The following is a 16,251-nucleotide window of genomic DNA, read 5'->3' as shown; positions in this document are numbered from 1 at the left end:
CGGCGAACCTGCTCTACTTCTCCGCAGCCGTAGCAGGCGCCGTATAGCGGCGGCGCACGGCGTCGATCACCAGCTTGCGGCTCTCGTCGGCCGACAATGTCTTGTTCTTCTCCGCCTCAGCCGTTTCTCGGGCGAGGTCCTTGTCCCTGATCTGTTGGCGGAACCATTTGGAATAGTCGCCGGCGCGCAGATGGTATTCCCATGTCTTGTCGTCGATGCCTTCCGCCATCTGCGCGAAGATAATGAGATTGTGGGCCCTGAGGTTCATCGCCTTCCTCGGACCGGTGAAGTAGAAGCTGCCTGCCTCGTCGAGCTCGCCTTCGGCATATTTGCGGCTGTGGCGCTTCAGCGACTGGTCCGGCTCGATTGCCTTTACCGTGATCGGCTTCTTGCCGTCGTGCGGCCGCCAGAACAGTACCCGGTCGCCCTTGGGCAACGGAATGCTCTTTGGAGCCTGGAGCCCCGTTTCCTTGCAGAAGGTCTTGATCACGCCCTTCGCCTTGGGCCCAAGCGCAATCACCGCCGTCACCAGGCCGAGCGCATCGGTCGAGATCGCTTCCGGATGGACAGTAATCAGCACTGTGCCGGGTAGCTCGATCGAAAGCACGGATCGCGTATCCCCACGTCGCTTGGGCATCAAATGATGCGCCTCGTCGATGATCAGCCAGTGCGGCCTTGCCGTGCGATAGCGGACATTGCCGAGGCCCGGCAGCAATTCAGCGAAGAAATCGGGCCTCTCATCGACCTTCAACGCCAGGCCGTTGACCACGATATTGGTCTGCGGTTTCTCGATTAATTCCAGCAACTGTTCCTTGTTCGGTGCAGTCGAGCCGTTGCCGAGCGGCACCGCGCCTTTCAGTCCGTCATAGTCGCCCTCGGGGTCGAAAATGCAGAATTGCAAACCCTTTTCGACCAGCCGCTCGGTGAGCGCCGTGGCCAAGGTCGATTTGCCGATGCCCGAGCTGCCGGCGATCAGCACTGTTTCCATCGGCGACAAGTAGATGTCCTTGCCGCGTGAGGTCCCGAGCAGCACGCCGCGCAAGCGTTTTTTAGCCAGCAGATGATCGTGCTTGACCAGCCTGCGGATCAGCTCCTCGACGCCCTTGCCGCGCGTTTCCTTAGTGACGAGGTCGGCGGTTTCCTTGACGGCGGGCAGCGCATTGGCCACCGCGACGCTGCAGCCCGAAGCCCTGAGGAAGGCGTGGTCGTTTTCGGCGTCGCCGACGGCCACGACATTGTGCGGCGACAGCTTCAGGTCGTCGAGCGCCGCCGCCAAGCCGGTCGCCTTGTTGATGCCGGAAGGCAGGATCATAACCGCGCCCTTGTTGAAGATGATCTCCAGCTCCAGCCCAAGCTGCTTGATGACGTCGAGCACGGTGGCTTGGTGCGGCTCCCAGGTGGCGACGATCGAGCGGCCGACGGACAGCGGCTTCACGCCGCGCTTCTTGAGCCTGTCGACAAGATCCGCGGAAGGCGAGGGGGCGATCGTGCGCTCTTCCTCGCTGGCCGGCGTGTAGACCAGCGCGCCGTTTTCGGCGACCACCTTGTCGAACAGGGAAAGTTCGGGAAACACCTCCTTGAGATCGGGCAGTTCCCGCCCGGTGACCAGGATCAGCTTGCGCCCGGACTTCTTCAGCTTCTCCAGCGCCGAGATCGTGCTGGCCGCGACCAGGCCATCATGCGCCAGCGTGCCATCATAATCGGTGGCCAATGCCATGAAATACATCGGTTGAAACCTCTCCGAACGGTGTTTGTCGGTCCGTCTGGAACGAACAACGCCTGTCGGCGGAAAAGGTTTAGGCCGATGGTTGGCGTCGAAACGATCGCTGTGTTTCGCCCAGCTCACGGCCCATACAGCGCGCCGCCCAGCCGAATTGGAGCGTACGCCGATGGGAACCCGGTCGGCAGGATCACGTTCGGTCTTGACGAGGTTGCTCCCGCACAAGCGCTCGAGCTGGAGTGAGAGGCCGATCCGATGTATGTCTTTCTGGAGGTCCTGACCGTCGTCCTTGTGGCCGGTGCGATGGCCATGGCGCTCGCCCACGCGCTGGAGCTGCCGGGCAAGTTGCGACTCGGCAGGCCAGAGTATTTCGTTGTCCAACGCATCTACTACCCGGGTTTCACGATTGGAGGCGGCATCGCGGAGATCGGTGGGATCCTCGCGACTTTTGCGCTGATGCTGACGTCGAGCGGTGCGCTCCATGTCTGGCTGATCGCCGGCGCCTTGATCGCGCTCCTCGCCATGCAGTTTGTCTTCTGGTTCATGACCCAGCCGGTCAACAAGCACTGGCTGCAAGACGTGGAATTGAACGCGCCGGCCAAGCGCTTCTTCGCGACTGAAGGCAGCGACGGAGCTCCGCTCCCACCAGCGCAGGAGTGGACGGCGCTGCGCAACCGCTGGGAACTGTCGCATGTTATCCGCGCGGCACTGGCGATGCTGAGTCTGATCCTGCTCACCACCGCAATCGCCATTCAAGGCGCCTGATGTCCGACCGGCTTTCCGGTCAAACCACGCGATGCTTCAAACGCCTTGGCCGATCGTCCGTTCGAGCTTGGCGTTGATGTGGAGGTTGGCTGGGGCGCCAGGATTCGAACCTGGGAATGTCGGTACCAAAAACCGATGCCTTACCACTTGGCGACGCCCCAGCAGGCGGGCATGCCGCGCTGCGCGCGGCCTTATAGGACGAGGCGACGCAAAGCTCAATGCCGGGAGATCAACTAAAATCGGCAGTGACGCGGGGCCGCCATTTCCGCCAGTTCGTCGCCCGATCGCCGGCGGTGGATCGTAAGCCGCACACGCCGCGCGCCAGCTTCGGGCGGTGCGGGCGCGGGAGCGGCTCAGCTCCGCGTTCAGGGACGCAGGCGATGCATCCTTGCCTAGGCCTGGGCCACGCGCGCGCGGCAATCCTCCAGGACGGCCGCAAGCGTATCCTCGAAGGGATGCTCGGGCGCCCAGCCGAGCAGGGTCCGGGCGCGGGTCGCATCGCCGACGATGCATGGCAGATCGCTCGGCCGCAGCCGCAGCGGATCCTGCTCCGTGACGATCTTGACGCTGCTGCGGGCCAGCAGCCGATCGAGGATGTCTCCCATCCGCCAGGAGAGGCCGGACGCAAGGTTGAAAATGGCGTTCGGCGCAAGATCGCGGCTCTTCAGAACCGCGCGCGCATAGGCGTTGGCGATGTCGCGCGCATCCAGGAAATCGCGCCTCGCATCGAGATTGCCGACGCGGATCACCGGCGGAGCCAGGCCCGCTTCGATCCGGGCGATCTGCATGGCGAAGGCCGGCACGGCAAATGCCTCGGTCTGGCCCGGGCCCGTATGGTTGAACGGGCGCATTCGGACACACTTCAATCCCTGGCGCGAAAGCGCGCCGAGCGCGAGGTCGGCCGCGGCCTTGGTCACGGCGTAGTCGTCGATCGGAGCAAGCAGCGTGCCTTCGTCGAGCGGGCGTCCGGTCTTGGCGCTTTCGCCATAGACCAGGCCCGATCCGACATGAACCAGCCAGCAGTCCGGTGCTTTGTCGAGGATGGCATGGGCCACGTTGAGCGCGCCGTCCACATGAATGCGCCATGTGTTGCGGGGATCGGCCTGGGCGGCACCCAGGGCCGCGACCGCCGCCATGTGAATGACATGGGTGGGCTGGTGACGGGCAATGGCATCATGGACGGCGGCCGGATCGGTCACGTCCAGTTCTTCGACCTGGCCGAAGGCGGGATGCGGTCCACCATCCTTGGAGGTCGCGGCAATGACAATTTCGCGGCCGCAAATCCTGCGCAGCGCGTCGCCCACATAGGGCCCGACGAAACCGTTGGCGCCGGTTATCAAAACGCGCATGCCGGCCTCACGGACCACGACGAATTGTCCGCATGCGGATGCGTGACGGAAGACGGTGCGTCAAGTCATCGACCTGTTGATGCAAGAGCTTCCTTTCAATTCCTGGCAGCCGAGTGGCGCGCCAGATCGGCGTCCACCATTTCGCGGATCATATCCTCCAGGGAGATCGTCGCTTCCCATCCGAGCTTCGCCTTGGCCTTGGCCGGATTGCCGCGAAGGATTTCGACTTCCGCCGGCCTGAACAGGTCGGGATCGATGACAAGATGGTCATCCATCTCCAGCCCGACATGCTCGAACGCGATCCTGCACATATCGCGCACCGTCGTCGTCCTGCCGGTGGCGACCACATAGTCGTCGGGCTGATCCTGCTGCAGCATCAGCCACATGGCGCGGACATAGTCCCTGGAGTGGCCCCAGTCGCGCTTGGCGTCGATGTTGCCCAGGCGCAGTTCCTTGGCCATGCCCTTCTTGATGCGCGCGACGGCGTCCGTGACTTTGCGTGTCACGAATTCGATGCCGCGAAGCGGCGATTCGTGATTGAACAGGATGCCGCTCGAAGCGTGCAGGCCGAAGCTCTCGCGATAATTGACGGTGATCCAGTGACCATAGACCTTCGCCACCGCATAGGGAGAGCGGGGATGGAAAGGCGTGGTCTCCGACTGCACCGGCTCCTGGATAAGGCCGTACATCTCCGACGACGACGCCTGGTAGAAACGCGCTTCGGGGTTCTCGAGACGCAGCGCCTCGAGAACATTGGTGACGCCGATACCGGTGACGTTGCCTGTCAGGATCGGCTGCTGCCACGAGGATCTGACGAAAGACTGTGCGGCCAGGTTGTAGACCTCGTCCGGTCTTACGTCGCGCATGGTTCGACTAAGACCCGACAAGTCCGTCAGGTTGCCGTCCACGATCCGCACATCGTTTTCGATCCCCAGCCATTTCAGGCGCATGGTGTTGACGTCGGCTGTGCTCGACCGCCGCGCCAGCCCGTGGACTCGGTAACCCTTCGAAAGCAGGAGCTGGGCCAGATAGGCGCCATCCTGCCCCGTAATGCCGGTTATCAACGCCGTTCTTGTCATCGATGCTCTCAGGGCTCGAGCGAGACGTGGGGCACGAGTCCCCGTTATTGTAGAGCGGGCCGCGCCCCAAGCCTGCGGCGATCGCCGGCTCCATCTTCGTTATACGGCTTCTGATTCATCTGCCAGTGTGGTGTCGCGCGCTCGTTCCAGCGCCATTGCCACAATCTCGCTCGCCCTGTCATGGCTGGCGGCCTCGGCATAGCACCGAAATTCGGGAGCGTTGCCGGAAGGCCGCAGATGGATGATCTCGCCGCTGGTCATCCGTGCCCTGAGACCATCGGTCTCATCGACGTCCAAGACGCTGCCGAAGGGGGCAAGGAAGTGTTGCAAAGCATCACGGTCGGCGAGCTTTCGCATCAAGCCGCGCGATTTCTCGACAGGGAAGTTCTCGAGCCGTTCGCTGGCGCAGACCGGAAGGCTCCAGGTTTGGCGCAGGCCGGAAAGCGATTTTCCGGACGATGCCATCGTGCCTAGCACCGCCAGGATCGGCAAAAATGAATCCCGTGTCGGCAACGCCGACAAGATCTTGCCGTTCACCACGCAGTCCGACCCCAGAAGAACCCCGCCATTGGCTTCGAAGCCGACGATAATGCCGCCTGCCTGCCGCGCGGCCTCCATTTCCGCTATGACGAAAGGGGATCCGACCTTCGTTCTCCTGACGCCGAATCCGAAAGCATCGGAGATGCCTGAATTGGAGGTGATCGGCGTCACCACAATGTCGGCCTTAAGGAACAGCGCCGTGGCCAGCCCGATCAGGTCGCCGCGGAACAGTTCGCCACTGTCGTCGATGACAAGCGGACGATCGGCATCGGCGTCGGCCGAGAGCACCGCGTCGAATTCGAATTCGCGCACCCAGCCTTGCACCCTCGCCATCGTTTCCTGGCCGACGGCCTCCGTATCGACGGGCACGAAGGTTTCCGTTTTCCCGACGGGGATCACCTCGGCGCCGTAGGACCGCAGGACCTCGACCAGCAACTCCGCCGCAACCGTGCTGTGCTGGTAGACGCCGAGCTTCATTCCGGAAAGGGCGCCAGGGGGCAGAATGCCATCGACACGATCTCGAAAGGCCGCGAGCGCCTGTTCATGGCCGGCTTGCCGGTTCGCATGGGCCGGAGGCCAGGGATATCGATCCGACAGTTCCGCAACGTGACTGGTGATGGCGGCCTCGTCCGCCTTGTCGATCTCGCCCCTCGGCCCATAGAATTTGATGCCGTTGCGGTCGGCGGGAATATGCGACCCCGTCACCATAAGCGCCGCAGCGCCATGCAGGCGGGCGTAAAAGGCGAGCGCGGGCGTGGGGATGGGACCGCAATCGACCGGCTGGAAGCCGGCCGCGGCCAATGCTGCCATGCAGTCTTCGGCAATCGTTGGACTGCTGTCGCGCAAATCGTGCCCGACGAAGACCTTGCCATGCTGAAATCCGGTCGACCGCAAGCGCCGGGCGAAACCCTCGGTATAAAGTCCGCTTGGCCTTCCCACCAATTCGGAAGCCAAACCCCGAACGCCGCTTGAGCCGAATTTCATCAGTCTGCTTTGCTATTGGAAGATTGCCGCCGCTCAACGGAATGAGCCCGGCTGCCCCCGGCTGTCAACATCAAAAACAACTCGAAATCCGCGTCTTTCCTGGAGCAATTCCAGGAAAAGTGTGAGCGGCTTTCCGTCCGGAATTGCGTAAATCAAAGAGTTAGAGCGGTTTACCGTTTCAGTAAAACGGTGAAGCGCTCTAATGTCCCCAAACGGCCAGTTCGTTGCCGGCCGGATCAGTGAAGTGGAACCGCCTGCCGCCCGGGAAAGAAAAGATCGGCTTGACGATGGTGCCGCCGGCACTCTCGACCGCGTCCAGCGTTTCCTCGAGATTTTCGGAGTAGATGACCGGAAGCGGCTTGGCCGGCGCTTCGCCGGCATCTGCCTGAAAGCCGCCGTCGAGGCCTTCGGCAAAGGCTGCGTAAGTCGGACCGTAGTCGGTGAACGACCATGAAAAGGCGGCGCTGTAGAAAGATTTTACGCTGTCCAGCGTGCCGCCCGTCGCCGGCAGTTCAAGATAGTCGAGTTTTCCATTGAGTTTCATCACGCTACTCCACTGCGTTCCCGTTATGTTCTATATCGGTCGTTTCCCTCCAGCAAGTCTTTTTGACGCAGCTTTTGCTTAATCGATTGTAGCCGCAGTGGTTGCTTGCCGGTGCCTTGCCTTTCGCAGTGCAGCATCCTATCGCTCGGAGCGGGGAAGGCGGGAAACGGCCATCATCCGGATGTTTCTATCTTCCACGAACTGGAGGGCAAGCATGACCAAGTGGGTTTACACCTTCGGCGACGGCGCCGCCGAGGGCCGTGCCGGCGACCGCAACCTTCTCGGCGGCAAGGGTGCCAATCTGGCCGAGATGTGCAGCCTTGGGCTGCCGGTGCCGCCCGGTTTCACCATCACCACGGAGGTCTGCAACGCCTATTACGCCAACGGCCGCACCTATCCCAGCGGGCTTGAGACGGATGTCGTCTCCGCTCTCGACCATATCGGCCGGATTACCGGCCGCCGCTTCGGCGATCCGTCGAAGCTGCTTCTGGTCTCCGTGCGCTCCGGTGCTCGCGCCTCGATGCCCGGCATGATGGATACTGTGCTCAATCTTGGCCTCAACGACGAGACCGTCGAGGCTTTGGCCGCCGATTCCGGTGATGCGCGTTTCGCCTATGACAGCTACCGCCGCTTCATCCAGATGTATTCCGACGTCGTCATGGGCCTGGACCACGAAGTGTTCGAGGAGATCCTCGAGGACCAGAAAGCCAGTCTCGGCCATGAGCTCGACACCGGCCTGTCGGCCCAGGAATGGCAAGGCGTGATTTCGCTCTACAAGGCCAAGGTTGAGGAAGAGCTCGGCAAGCCGTTCCCGCAAGATCCGCAGGAACAGCTCTGGGGCGCGATCGGCGCCGTGTTCTCGAGCTGGATGAACAACCGCGCGATCACCTACCGGCGCCTGCACGACATCCCGGAAAGCTGGGGCACCGCCGTCAACGTCCAGGCCATGGTATTCGGAAATATGGGCGACACGTCCGCGACCGGCGTCGCCTTCACGCGCAATCCCTCGACCGGCGAGAGGCAGCTCTACGGCGAATTCCTGGTCAATGCCCAGGGCGAGGACGTGGTGGCCGGCATCCGCACGCCGCAGAACATCACCGAGGCGGCGCGCATCGCCGCCGGCTCCGACAAGCCGTCACTGCAGAAGCTTATGCCTGACGCCTTCCAGGCTTTCGTCGACATCTCCGACCGGCTGGAAAAGCACTACCGCGACATGCAGGATCTCGAATTCACCATCGAACGCGGCAAATTGTGGATGTTGCAAACCCGCTCCGGCAAGCGCACCGCCAAAGCTGCGCTGAAGATTGCCGTCGAGATGGCCAAGGATGGGCTGATCACCAGGGAGGAGGCGGTCGCCCGCATCGATCCGGCCTCGCTCGATCAACTGCTCCATCCGACCATCGACCCGAATGCCGCGCGCGATGTCATAGGCATGGGCCTGCCGGCGTCGCCCGGCGCCGCCACCGGCGAGATCGTTTTTTCCTCCAGCGATGCCGAGGACGCCAGGGCGCAAGGCCGCAAGGTAATCCTGGTGCGCATCGAAACCAGCCCGGAGGACATCCACGGCATGCATGCCGCCGAAGGCATCCTCACCACGCGCGGCGGCATGACCAGCCACGCCGCGGTGGTGGCACGCGGCATGGGCAAGCCCTGCGTGTCCGGCGCCGGCTCGCTGCGTGTCGACTACAAGGCCGGCACGCTGCTCTCGATGGGCCAGACTTTCCGCAAAGGCGACATCATCACTATCGATGGCGGCAACGGCCAGGTGCTCAAAGGGGCGGTCGCCATGCTGCAGCCGGAGCTGTCGGGCGATTTCGCCGCCATCATGGAATGGGCCGACGCCGCGCGCCGCATGAAGGTGCGCACCAACGCCGAAACGCCGCTCGACGCCCGCATGGCGCGCTCTTTCGGCGCCGAGGGCATCGGGCTTTGCCGTACCGAGCACATGTTCTTCGATGGCGACCGTATCGTCGCCATGCGCGAGATGATCCTGGCCGACACCGAGAAGGACAGGCGTGCGGCCTTGGACAAGCTCTTGCCCATGCAGCGCTCGGACTTTCTCGAGCTGTTCGAGATCATGGCCGGCCTGCCGGTGACGATCCGTCTGCTCGACCCGCCGCTGCACGAATTCCTGCCGAAGACCGAGGCCGAGCTCGCCGAGGTCGCCTCCGCCATGAACGTGTCGGCCGACAAGCTCAGGCAGCGTACGGAAGCGCTGCACGAATTCAACCCGATGCTGGGCCATCGCGGCTGCCGGCTCGCCGTCTCCTATCCCGAGATCGCCGAGATGCAGGCGCGCGCCATCTTCGAGGCGGCGGTCGAGGCCGGCCACAAGGCCGGCGCGCTGGTCGTGCCGGAGATCATGGTGCCGCTGGTCGGCCTGGTGAAGGAGCTGCAATACGTTAAGGCGCGCATCGATGCGGTCGCGCAAAGCGTCATGCAGGAGACCGGCACCAAGATCGACTATCTGACCGGCACGATGATCGAATTGCCGCGCGCGGCGATCCGCGCGCATGTCATTGCCGAAGCGGCCGAATTCTTCTCCTTCGGCACCAATGATCTCACGCAGACCACGTTCGGCATCTCGCGCGACGATGCGGCGTCCTTCCTCGAAACCTACCGGCAGAAGGGCATCATCGAACAGGATCCGTTCGTGTCGCTCGACATTGACGGCGTCGGCGAGCTGGTGCGGATCGCGGCCGAAAAGGGCAAGGCGACGCGGCCGGGCATCAAGCTCGGCATCTGCGGCGAGCATGGCGGCGACCCGGCCTCGATCCGCTTCTGTGAGGAAGTCGGCCTCGACTATGTGTCGTGCTCGCCCTACCGCGTGCCGATCGCCAGGCTGGCCGCCGCGCAGGCGGCCGTGGCGGCAGCGAAGGGCGCGACAAAACGCGCCTGACATCCCGACACCTTACGGTTTTGTATGCAATGTCACGCGAACGTGCGCGTGACGGCCCTGAATCTCGACACCGTTCCAAGCGACTTTTCGACACCGAATTTATTTGTGTCGGAAAACCCATGTTGCAGATTTCCCCATCCGTTTACCGATCGATCCTAATCCTGCAGACCAAGTTCATTGGCGACATCGTGCTTGCCTCGGCGTTGGCGAAGAACCTGCAGCTTCAATATCCGGGCGTCAGGATCGTGTTTCTCTGCGAAGCCCATTTCGCCGGCTTCCTGACTGCCCATGGCATAGCTTCCGAGGTCGTCCCCTTCAGCCGTGCCAAGATGCGTGGCTCGCCGCTCGAGCGAGGGCGCGAGCTCTTCCGGATGGTGCGCACGTTGCGGCAGCACCGCTTCGATATGACCGTCGACATCACAGATTCCAAGACCTCGCGGATCATTTCCGGACTGGTCAACGCTCCGGTCAGGGTCGGCTATTTTCCGACGGAGCGGCCTTTGCGCTGGCACGAGCGTCAACCCGCCAACGTCAGGATGAAGCCGTTCGGATTCGGCAAGAAGCACTATCTCTACCGTTATTTGTCTCCGCTGGAGGCGCTGGGCATCGATCTGCGCGTCAGGGCGCCGGCCATCCGGCCGCTGCCCTTCGAGACGACGCGCGTCCTGGCCTTGCTCGCCAGGCACCAGATCCAGCCAAACGCTTTTGTTGCGGTCCATGCCGGAGCAAGCTTCGCGGGGCGGCGCTGGCAGCCGGAACGCTTTGCCGAGACAATCGACAGGATCGTCCGCGAAACCGGCCTGCGCGTGGTCCTGGTCGGCGGTCCGGACGAGGTTGAGGCGACCGACAGGATCATGGCCGCGGCGAAGACGCCCGTCGTCAACCTGGCGGGCACGCTGCGGCTGGAAATGCTGCTGGCGCTGCTCAGGGAGGCGCGGCTGTTTCTCGGCAACGAAAGCGGACCGATGCATATGGCAGCAGCGGCCGGAACGCCGGTCGTCGGCCTGTTCGGCCTGACCAACCCGGTCCTTTGGGCGCCGGTCGGCGTGCCCAGCATTTCGTTGCGGCCATCGATGCCTTGCGACTGCATCGGGGGCGATCTGTGCCGCCGAACCGACCCGAGCAAGGCATGCTGCGTCTGGCGCCTGGAAGTCGATCCGGTGGTGGACGCGGCGCTGGAACTCCTGGCGCGCACCCAGATGGTCCTGGAAGCCGCGGTCTGACATTTGCTGGAATTGCGGACCGCCCGCCGGCCGCGTCCCCCGCTTTGCGCAAGCCAGGAAAAAGTGTGAAACGGTCAGGTCCTGGGACTTCGCCTTGGCCTTGCGTCCGGAATTGCGTCAAAGACGACGAAATAGCGCATTCTCCGCGGTTTCCGAGAAACGGTGAAACGCTCTATCCGCGCGCGAGAGTCCGATGGTCCGCGACCGTGTCGTCTTGTATAAGATCACGTGAAAATGCGCCTGATGGTTCCACATGTCGACATCTCAACCCAGCTTCGCGAACTCCGGTCTGTCCGGAGCTCAGACACCGATGTTGCGGGCTCCCTTTGCAGTCCGCTCGATCCTGATCTTGCAGACGAAGCACATTGGCGATCTCGTTCTTGCCTCCGCGCTGGCGAAGAACCTGCAGCTCGAATATTCCGACGCCCGCATCGTCTTCCTCTGCGACGCCCGCTTCGGCGGTCTCCTCACCGCCAACGGCATCGCCTCGGAGGTTGTGGCCTTCCGCCGTTCCCATATGCGCGGCACGCCGCTGCTACGCCTGCAGGAACTCGTTCTCACGCTCTTTAAGTTGCGCCGCTACCATTTCGACATGGCCATCGACATCACCGACACCAAGACGTCGCGGTTCATCTTGGGGCTGGTCGGCGCACGGGTTCGCGTGGGATATCACCCGTCCGAAAGGCCCCTGGGTTGGTTTGCGCGCCAACCTGCCAATGTGAAGGCCAAGCCGTTCGGGTATGGCGAGCAGCACTTTCTCTATCGTTATCTTTCCCCGCTGGAGGCACTTGGCGTGGACTTGCGCGCGCGGGCTCCCGCCTTCCGGCCGCTGCCGTTCGAGACGACGAAAGCCTTGGCGCTGCTGGACAAGCTGCACCTTCGGCCGAACGCCTTTGTCGCGGTGCATGCCGGGGCAAGCTTCCCTGGGCGCCGCTGGCAGCCCGAGCGCTTTGCCGCCGCAATCGATCGGATAGCGGCCGAAACCGGTCTCGACGTCGCCCTGGTCGGCGGCCCGGACGAGAACGAGGTGGCCGAGAAGATTCTGGCGACTGCGAAGACGCCGATCGTCAACCTGGTCGGGGCGCTCCCGCTCGAAACGTTGCCGGCGCTGTTCAAGCAGGCGCGGCTGTTTCTCGGCAACGACAGCGGCCCCATGCACATGGCTGCCGCGGTCGGCACCCCCGTCGTCGGCCTGTTCGGCCTGCAGAGCCCGATCCACTGGGGGCCAGTCGGCGCGCCGAGCGTCGCGGTATGCCCGTCCATGCCTTGTGACTGCGTCGGTGGCGACCTGTGCGAACGGCCCGACCCCAACAAGGCATGCTGCGTTTGGCGTCTGGAGGTCGACGCGGTCGTCGAGGCAGCGCTCCAGTTGCTGGCCCGAACCGAGATGCCTCTGGAAGCAGCGGTATAAGCGAAAGCAAATTTTCGCGATTGCTGTTTTTACGCTGTTTGCCGTCCCGATTTTCGCCTAGATGCCGGTCTTCTAGAGACAAGTTTTTGACGCGGCGCGCAGGATGATGCCGAGCGTGCCGGTTTGGAATGAATGATGGGTCTGCTTCGAAACTCCCTTTGCGCGATGGCGCTGTTCGCGGCGTCGGCGGGCAATGCCGCGACGCTGCTCGAACCGACGCTGCATCTGAAGCCGCAGGGCGTTGAAGGCGGCGGTCGCGTCGCCTTGACGCTCGATGCCTGCGGCGGAACGACTGACACAAGGATACTTTCGGCGCTTGTCGACAACAGGATACCAGCGACGATCTTCGTTACCGGCATCTGGCTGAAGCGCAATGCCGAGGCCGTCGAGATCATGCGGGCGCATCCCGACCTGTTCGAGCTGGAAAATCACGGCGGCCGCCACGTTCCGGCGGTCGATACGCCGCGGAAAATCTTCGGCATCCGCAGCGCCGGCAGCCCGGACGCCGTGCAGGCCGAGGTTGAATCCGGCGCCGCCGCCCTGGCCGGCGCGGGCGGCCCTGCGGCAAAATGGTTTCGCGGCGCCACCGCCGAATACAGTCCCTCGGCGATCGCCATGATCCGCAGGCTGGGCTTCAAGATCGCAGGCTTCTCGGTCAATGGCGACGGCGGTTCGCTGCTCGGCGCGAAGGAAACGGCGCGCCGCATCGGCGCCGCCAAGGACGGCGATGTCATCATCGCCCACATCAACCAGCCGACCCATGCCGCCGGCGAGGGCGTGGTTCAGGGCTTGCTGGCCTTGAAGCAGAAGGGCATGACCTTCGTGCGCCTCGACGATGCCGAGGGCGTCGGCAATGACGGCACCACCGATTGAGAGCGCGGCGCGAGGGTGGCGACCGCTGAATTTTGGCGGCCACATCATTCCGAGATCGACCTAAGCGCCCCTCTCTTTACGGCTCAGTCCGGCGTGGCTTCGACCGTCACCTTGTTCGTGTAGAACGCGCCGTGATTGCGGATCTCGACCATTTCGTCGAACGGATGCTCATAAGCCCACATCGCGTTCTCGCCGGCTTCGCCGGCCGGCTGGACGCTCCAGTAGCTGGCATCGCCCTTGTATGGGCAATGTGTCGAATGGTCGGTCGGGGTGAGCTTGCCGAAATCGATATCGTCGAACGGGATGTAGAAGACGGCCGGGTAAGGTGGCTCCGAGAGAACCTTTGCCGCAGTCGATGTGGCGATGATCCTGTCGCCGGCCCGGACCGTGACGGTGCCGCGATAAGGTTCGACGGTGATCACCTTGTCCGGGTTGCGCTGGAAGCCGGGGGCTGGATTGGCAAGCTTGTCCATGAATGGTCTCCTGGAGCAATTCTAGAAAAAGTGCGAAGCGGTTTTCCGTCCGGAATTGCGTCAAACAAAGAGAGAGCGTTTCGTTGTTTCCGCGAAACGGTGAAACGTTCTCAGGGGAGACTTACATGTGTCGGGCAGGCGGGTCGCGCAAGCGCGCGTCACGCTTGGCGTCATCACCATTCATTGAACGTCTGCTTCCGGTCGTCAGGCGGCCGTCTTGAAGGCGTCCATGAGGCCGGCATAGGCGGCGGCAATGCCCGCGACCGGATTGGTGCTTCTCGCCGCCGTCTCGACCTTCAGCGCGCCGCCGGTGGTCGGCAGCGTGAGCAGCAGGAACTGACGATTGTCGGCGTTGCCGATGCAGGCCGCGGCGACATGCTCGCCCTCGGCGCCGTTTTCAACGCGCATCTTGAACAGCAGCGTTCCGCCGACGGCCTCCAGCGCACCGCCGACGACTTCGGCAAATTCATCTTCGGAAACGGTTTTGATGTCCGGCGTCAGATCGTCCAGACTTTCGGCAAGCGTGCTTTCGAGGGCTTTTTCGTCGAGCTGCGGGTCCATGCGAATCTCTCCATTCGCCAATCTCACCCAGCCCGTTAACGAAGCTTAACGGCGACGATGGCCGGATTATGGCGGTTTTCCCGGTCCTTCGATCCATCCACTGGCTTCGACTTATGGCGGCTGGACAAACCGCCGGTTCGTTTCACAATGCGTGAAACAAATGACGCGAATGCGCAAAGGGAGGAATTGATGCTTGGATTGATGCAGGAATGGCCGCTGCTTTGCCATAAGCTGCTCGACCATGCGGAACGCCAGCACGGCAGCCGGGAGGTCGTGTCGCGTTCGATCGAAGGCCCGATCGTGCGCACCAGCTATGCCGAAATCCATCACCGTTCGCTCAAGGTGGCGCAACGGCTGGAGCGTGACGGCTTCAGGCTCGGCGACCGCATCGCGACCCTTGCCTGGAACACCGCCCGCCATATCGAGGCCTGGTACGGCATCATGGGCATCGGCGCGATCTATCACACGCTCAACCCGAGGCTTTTTCCTGAGCAGATCGCCTGGATCATGAACAACGCCGAGGACAAGGCGATCTTCGTCGACCTGACCTTCGTGCCGATCCTGGAAAAGATCGCCGGCGCGGTCCGATCGCTGCGACGGGTTATCGTGCTGACCGACCTGGCGCATATGCCGCAAACGTCGCTGCCGAACGCCGTCGCTTACGAGGAATGGCTGGCCGAAGCCGACGGCGCCTTCACCTGGAAGACGTTCGACGAGAATACCGCCGCCGGCATGTGCTACACGTCGGGCACGACGGGCGACCCGAAGGGCGTTCTCTACAGCCACCGCTCCAATGTCCTTCACGCCTTGATGGCCGCCATGCCCGACGCCATGGGCATGTCCACCCGAGACGTGATCCTGCCGGTCGTGCCGATGTTTCACGCCAATGCCTGGGGGCTCGGCCAGAGCGGGCCGATGATCGGCGCCAAGCTGGTGATGCCGGGCTGCAAGATGGACGGCGCCTCGATCTATGAGCTGCTCGACACCGAAAAGGTGACGTTCAGCGCCGCCGTGCCCACCGTCTGGATGATGCTGCTGCAATATCTGGAGGAGACGGGAAAGGAGCTGCCTTATCTGAAGAAGGTCGTCATCGGCGGGGCGTCCTGTCCGCGCGCCATAACCGCCAAGTTCCAGGACAATTACGGCGTGCAGGTGGTGCATGCCTGGGGCATGACCGAGATGTCGCCGCTGGGCACCCTCTGCACCTTGAAGCCGCAATATGAGGCGCTGACCGGCGAGGCGCGGCTTGACGTGCAGGGGAAGCAGGGTTTTCCCCCCTTCGGCGTCGAGATGAAAGTGACAGACGACGACAACAACGCGCTGCCCTGGGACGGCAAGACCTTCGGACATCTCAAGGTGCGCGGCCCCGCGGTGGCCCGAGCATATTATGGCGGCGCCGGCGCCGAGCAGTTCGACGCCGACGGCTGGTTCGACACCGGCGACGTCGCCCATATCAACGCCAGCGGCTATATGCAGATCACCGATCGCGCCAAGGACGTCATCAAGTCCGGCGGCGAGTGGATATCGACCATCGATCTCGAGAACCTTGCCGTCGGCCATCCGGACGTTGCGGAGGCAGCGGCCATCGGCATCCCGCATTCCAAATGGGGCGAGCGGCCTTTGCTCGTCGTCGTGCGCAAGCCCGGCAAGGAGCCGACCAAGACCGACATCCTCGCCTTCATGAACGGCAAGGTGGCGAAGTGGTGGATGCCCGACGACGTCGCCTTCGTCGGCGAAATTCCGCACACCGCCACCGGCAAGATCCAGAAGACCAGTTTGCGTGCCCAGTTCAAGGATTACCGCCTGCCGACGGATTGACGAAAAATGTTC

13 protein-coding genes and 1 tRNA gene are annotated in these 16,251 nt (G+C 63.1%); 6 read left to right on the top strand and 8 right to left on the bottom strand.

Annotation, left to right across the window (positions count from 1 at the left end; all coding sequences use genetic code 11):
• Nucleotides 1–13 precede the first annotated feature (13 nt).
• Nucleotides 14–1,726, bottom strand: coding sequence for an HAD family hydrolase (locus tag LB525_RS19010; RefSeq protein WP_224545813.1), 1,713 nt, complete (start codon nt 1,724–1,726; stop codon nt 14–16).
• A 249-nt stretch (nt 1,727–1,975) separates the two neighbouring features.
• Between LB525_RS19010 and LB525_RS19005 the strand changes: the two genes are divergently transcribed.
• Nucleotides 1,976–2,485: an anthrone oxygenase family protein gene (locus LB525_RS19005; protein WP_224545810.1), complete on the top strand. Its 510-nt coding sequence runs from the start codon at nt 1,976–1,978 to the stop codon at nt 2,483–2,485.
• A gap of 86 nt (nt 2,486–2,571) precedes the next feature.
• Here the strand turns inward: LB525_RS19005 and LB525_RS19000 are convergent.
• From LB525_RS19000 to LB525_RS18980, 5 genes are all read right to left on the bottom strand, one after another.
• A tRNA-Gln gene (locus tag LB525_RS19000) sits at nt 2,572–2,646 on the bottom strand.
• Between the two features lie 231 nt (nt 2,647–2,877).
• Nucleotides 2,878–3,834, bottom strand: a complete 957-nt coding sequence (locus tag LB525_RS18995) for an NAD-dependent epimerase/dehydratase family protein (RefSeq protein ID WP_224526323.1) — start codon at nt 3,832–3,834, stop codon at nt 2,878–2,880.
• Between the two features lie 95 nt (nt 3,835–3,929).
• Entirely contained in the window at nt 3,930–4,913 is a 984-nt protein-coding gene (gmd, locus tag LB525_RS18990; RefSeq protein WP_224545800.1) for a GDP-mannose 4,6-dehydratase, read from the bottom strand.
• A 99-nt stretch (nt 4,914–5,012) separates the two neighbouring features.
• Nucleotides 5,013–6,437: a phosphomannomutase gene (locus LB525_RS18985; protein WP_224545798.1), complete on the bottom strand. Its 1,425-nt coding sequence runs from the start codon at nt 6,435–6,437 to the stop codon at nt 5,013–5,015.
• 199 nt (nt 6,438–6,636) lie between these two features.
• Complete coding sequence (locus LB525_RS18980; protein ID WP_224545796.1) at nt 6,637–6,981, bottom strand: VOC family protein; 345 nt, start codon at nt 6,979–6,981, stop codon at nt 6,637–6,639.
• A 214-nt stretch (nt 6,982–7,195) separates the two neighbouring features.
• Between LB525_RS18980 and ppdK the strand changes: the two genes are divergently transcribed.
• From ppdK to LB525_RS18960, 4 genes are all read left to right on the top strand, one after another.
• A complete protein-coding gene (gene ppdK, locus LB525_RS18975; RefSeq protein ID WP_224545794.1) occupies nt 7,196–9,880 on the top strand; it encodes a pyruvate, phosphate dikinase in 2,685 nt (894 codons plus the stop codon).
• A 119-nt stretch (nt 9,881–9,999) separates the two neighbouring features.
• Nucleotides 10,000–11,103 (top strand): glycosyltransferase family 9 protein, encoded by a 1,104-nt coding sequence (locus LB525_RS18970; RefSeq protein WP_224545792.1) that lies wholly within the window; start codon nt 10,000–10,002, stop codon nt 11,101–11,103.
• A 310-nt stretch (nt 11,104–11,413) separates the two neighbouring features.
• Nucleotides 11,414–12,514, top strand: a complete 1,101-nt coding sequence (locus tag LB525_RS18965; protein ID WP_224545790.1) for a glycosyltransferase family 9 protein — start codon at nt 11,414–11,416, stop codon at nt 12,512–12,514.
• 135 nt (nt 12,515–12,649) lie between these two features.
• On the top strand, nt 12,650–13,387 hold the full coding sequence (locus tag LB525_RS18960; protein ID WP_095766799.1) for a polysaccharide deacetylase family protein: 738 nt from the start codon (nt 12,650–12,652) through the stop codon (nt 13,385–13,387).
• A gap of 83 nt (nt 13,388–13,470) precedes the next feature.
• Here LB525_RS18960 and LB525_RS18955 read toward each other — a convergent pair whose 3' ends face one another.
• Both LB525_RS18955 and LB525_RS18950 read right to left on the bottom strand, forming a co-directional pair.
• The gene (locus LB525_RS18955) at nt 13,471–13,860 is read right to left on the bottom strand and encodes a DUF427 domain-containing protein (RefSeq protein ID WP_095766800.1); all 390 of its coding nucleotides are present in this window, start codon (nt 13,858–13,860) and stop codon (nt 13,471–13,473) included.
• Between the two features lie 204 nt (nt 13,861–14,064).
• Nucleotides 14,065–14,421 (bottom strand): hypothetical protein, encoded by a 357-nt coding sequence (locus tag LB525_RS18950; RefSeq protein ID WP_224545788.1) that lies wholly within the window; start codon nt 14,419–14,421, stop codon nt 14,065–14,067.
• A 189-nt stretch (nt 14,422–14,610) separates the two neighbouring features.
• On the opposite strand from LB525_RS18950, the gene LB525_RS18945 reads away from it, so the two are divergent.
• Nucleotides 14,611–16,239, top strand: a complete 1,629-nt coding sequence (locus LB525_RS18945; protein WP_224545786.1) for a fatty-acid--CoA ligase — start codon at nt 14,611–14,613, stop codon at nt 16,237–16,239.
• Nucleotides 16,240–16,251 lie beyond the last annotated feature (12 nt).

It is taken from the genome of Mesorhizobium sp. CA16, assembly GCF_020165175.1.
Classification (GTDB): domain Bacteria; phylum Pseudomonadota; class Alphaproteobacteria; order Rhizobiales; family Rhizobiaceae; genus Mesorhizobium.
The sequence above is the reverse complement of the archived record's forward strand: the minus strand, read 5'-3'. Positions and strand labels throughout refer to the sequence as shown.

Excerpts from the sequence above, each read along its gene's own strand:
- gmd (WP_224545800.1), bottom strand. The coding sequence starts at position 4,913 with ATGACAAGAACGGCGTTGATAACCGGCATTACGGGGCAGGATGGCGCC.
- LB525_RS18950 (WP_224545788.1), bottom strand. The coding sequence starts at position 14,421 with ATGGACCCGCAGCTCGACGAAAAAGCCCTCGAAAGCACGCTTGCCGAA.
- LB525_RS18980 (WP_224545796.1), bottom strand. The coding sequence starts at position 6,981 with ATGAAACTCAATGGAAAACTCGACTATCTTGAACTGCCGGCGACGGGC.
- LB525_RS19005 (WP_224545810.1), top strand. The coding sequence starts at position 1,976 with ATGTATGTCTTTCTGGAGGTCCTGACCGTCGTCCTTGTGGCCGGTGCG.
- LB525_RS18945 (WP_224545786.1), top strand. The coding sequence starts at position 14,611 with ATGCTTGGATTGATGCAGGAATGGCCGCTGCTTTGCCATAAGCTGCTC.
- LB525_RS18970 (WP_224545792.1), top strand. The coding sequence starts at position 10,000 with ATGTTGCAGATTTCCCCATCCGTTTACCGATCGATCCTAATCCTGCAG.
- LB525_RS18955 (WP_095766800.1), bottom strand. The coding sequence starts at position 13,860 with ATGGACAAGCTTGCCAATCCAGCCCCCGGCTTCCAGCGCAACCCGGAC.
- LB525_RS19010 (WP_224545813.1), bottom strand. The coding sequence starts at position 1,726 with ATGTATTTCATGGCATTGGCCACCGATTATGATGGCACGCTGGCGCAT.
- LB525_RS18965 (WP_224545790.1), top strand. The coding sequence starts at position 11,414 with ATGTTGCGGGCTCCCTTTGCAGTCCGCTCGATCCTGATCTTGCAGACG.
- LB525_RS18960 (WP_095766799.1), top strand. The coding sequence starts at position 12,650 with ATGGGTCTGCTTCGAAACTCCCTTTGCGCGATGGCGCTGTTCGCGGCG.
- LB525_RS18995 (WP_224526323.1), bottom strand. The coding sequence starts at position 3,834 with ATGCGCGTTTTGATAACCGGCGCCAACGGTTTCGTCGGGCCCTATGTG.
- LB525_RS18985 (WP_224545798.1), bottom strand. The coding sequence starts at position 6,437 with ATGAAATTCGGCTCAAGCGGCGTTCGGGGTTTGGCTTCCGAATTGGTG.
- ppdK (WP_224545794.1), top strand. The coding sequence starts at position 7,196 with ATGACCAAGTGGGTTTACACCTTCGGCGACGGCGCCGCCGAGGGCCGT.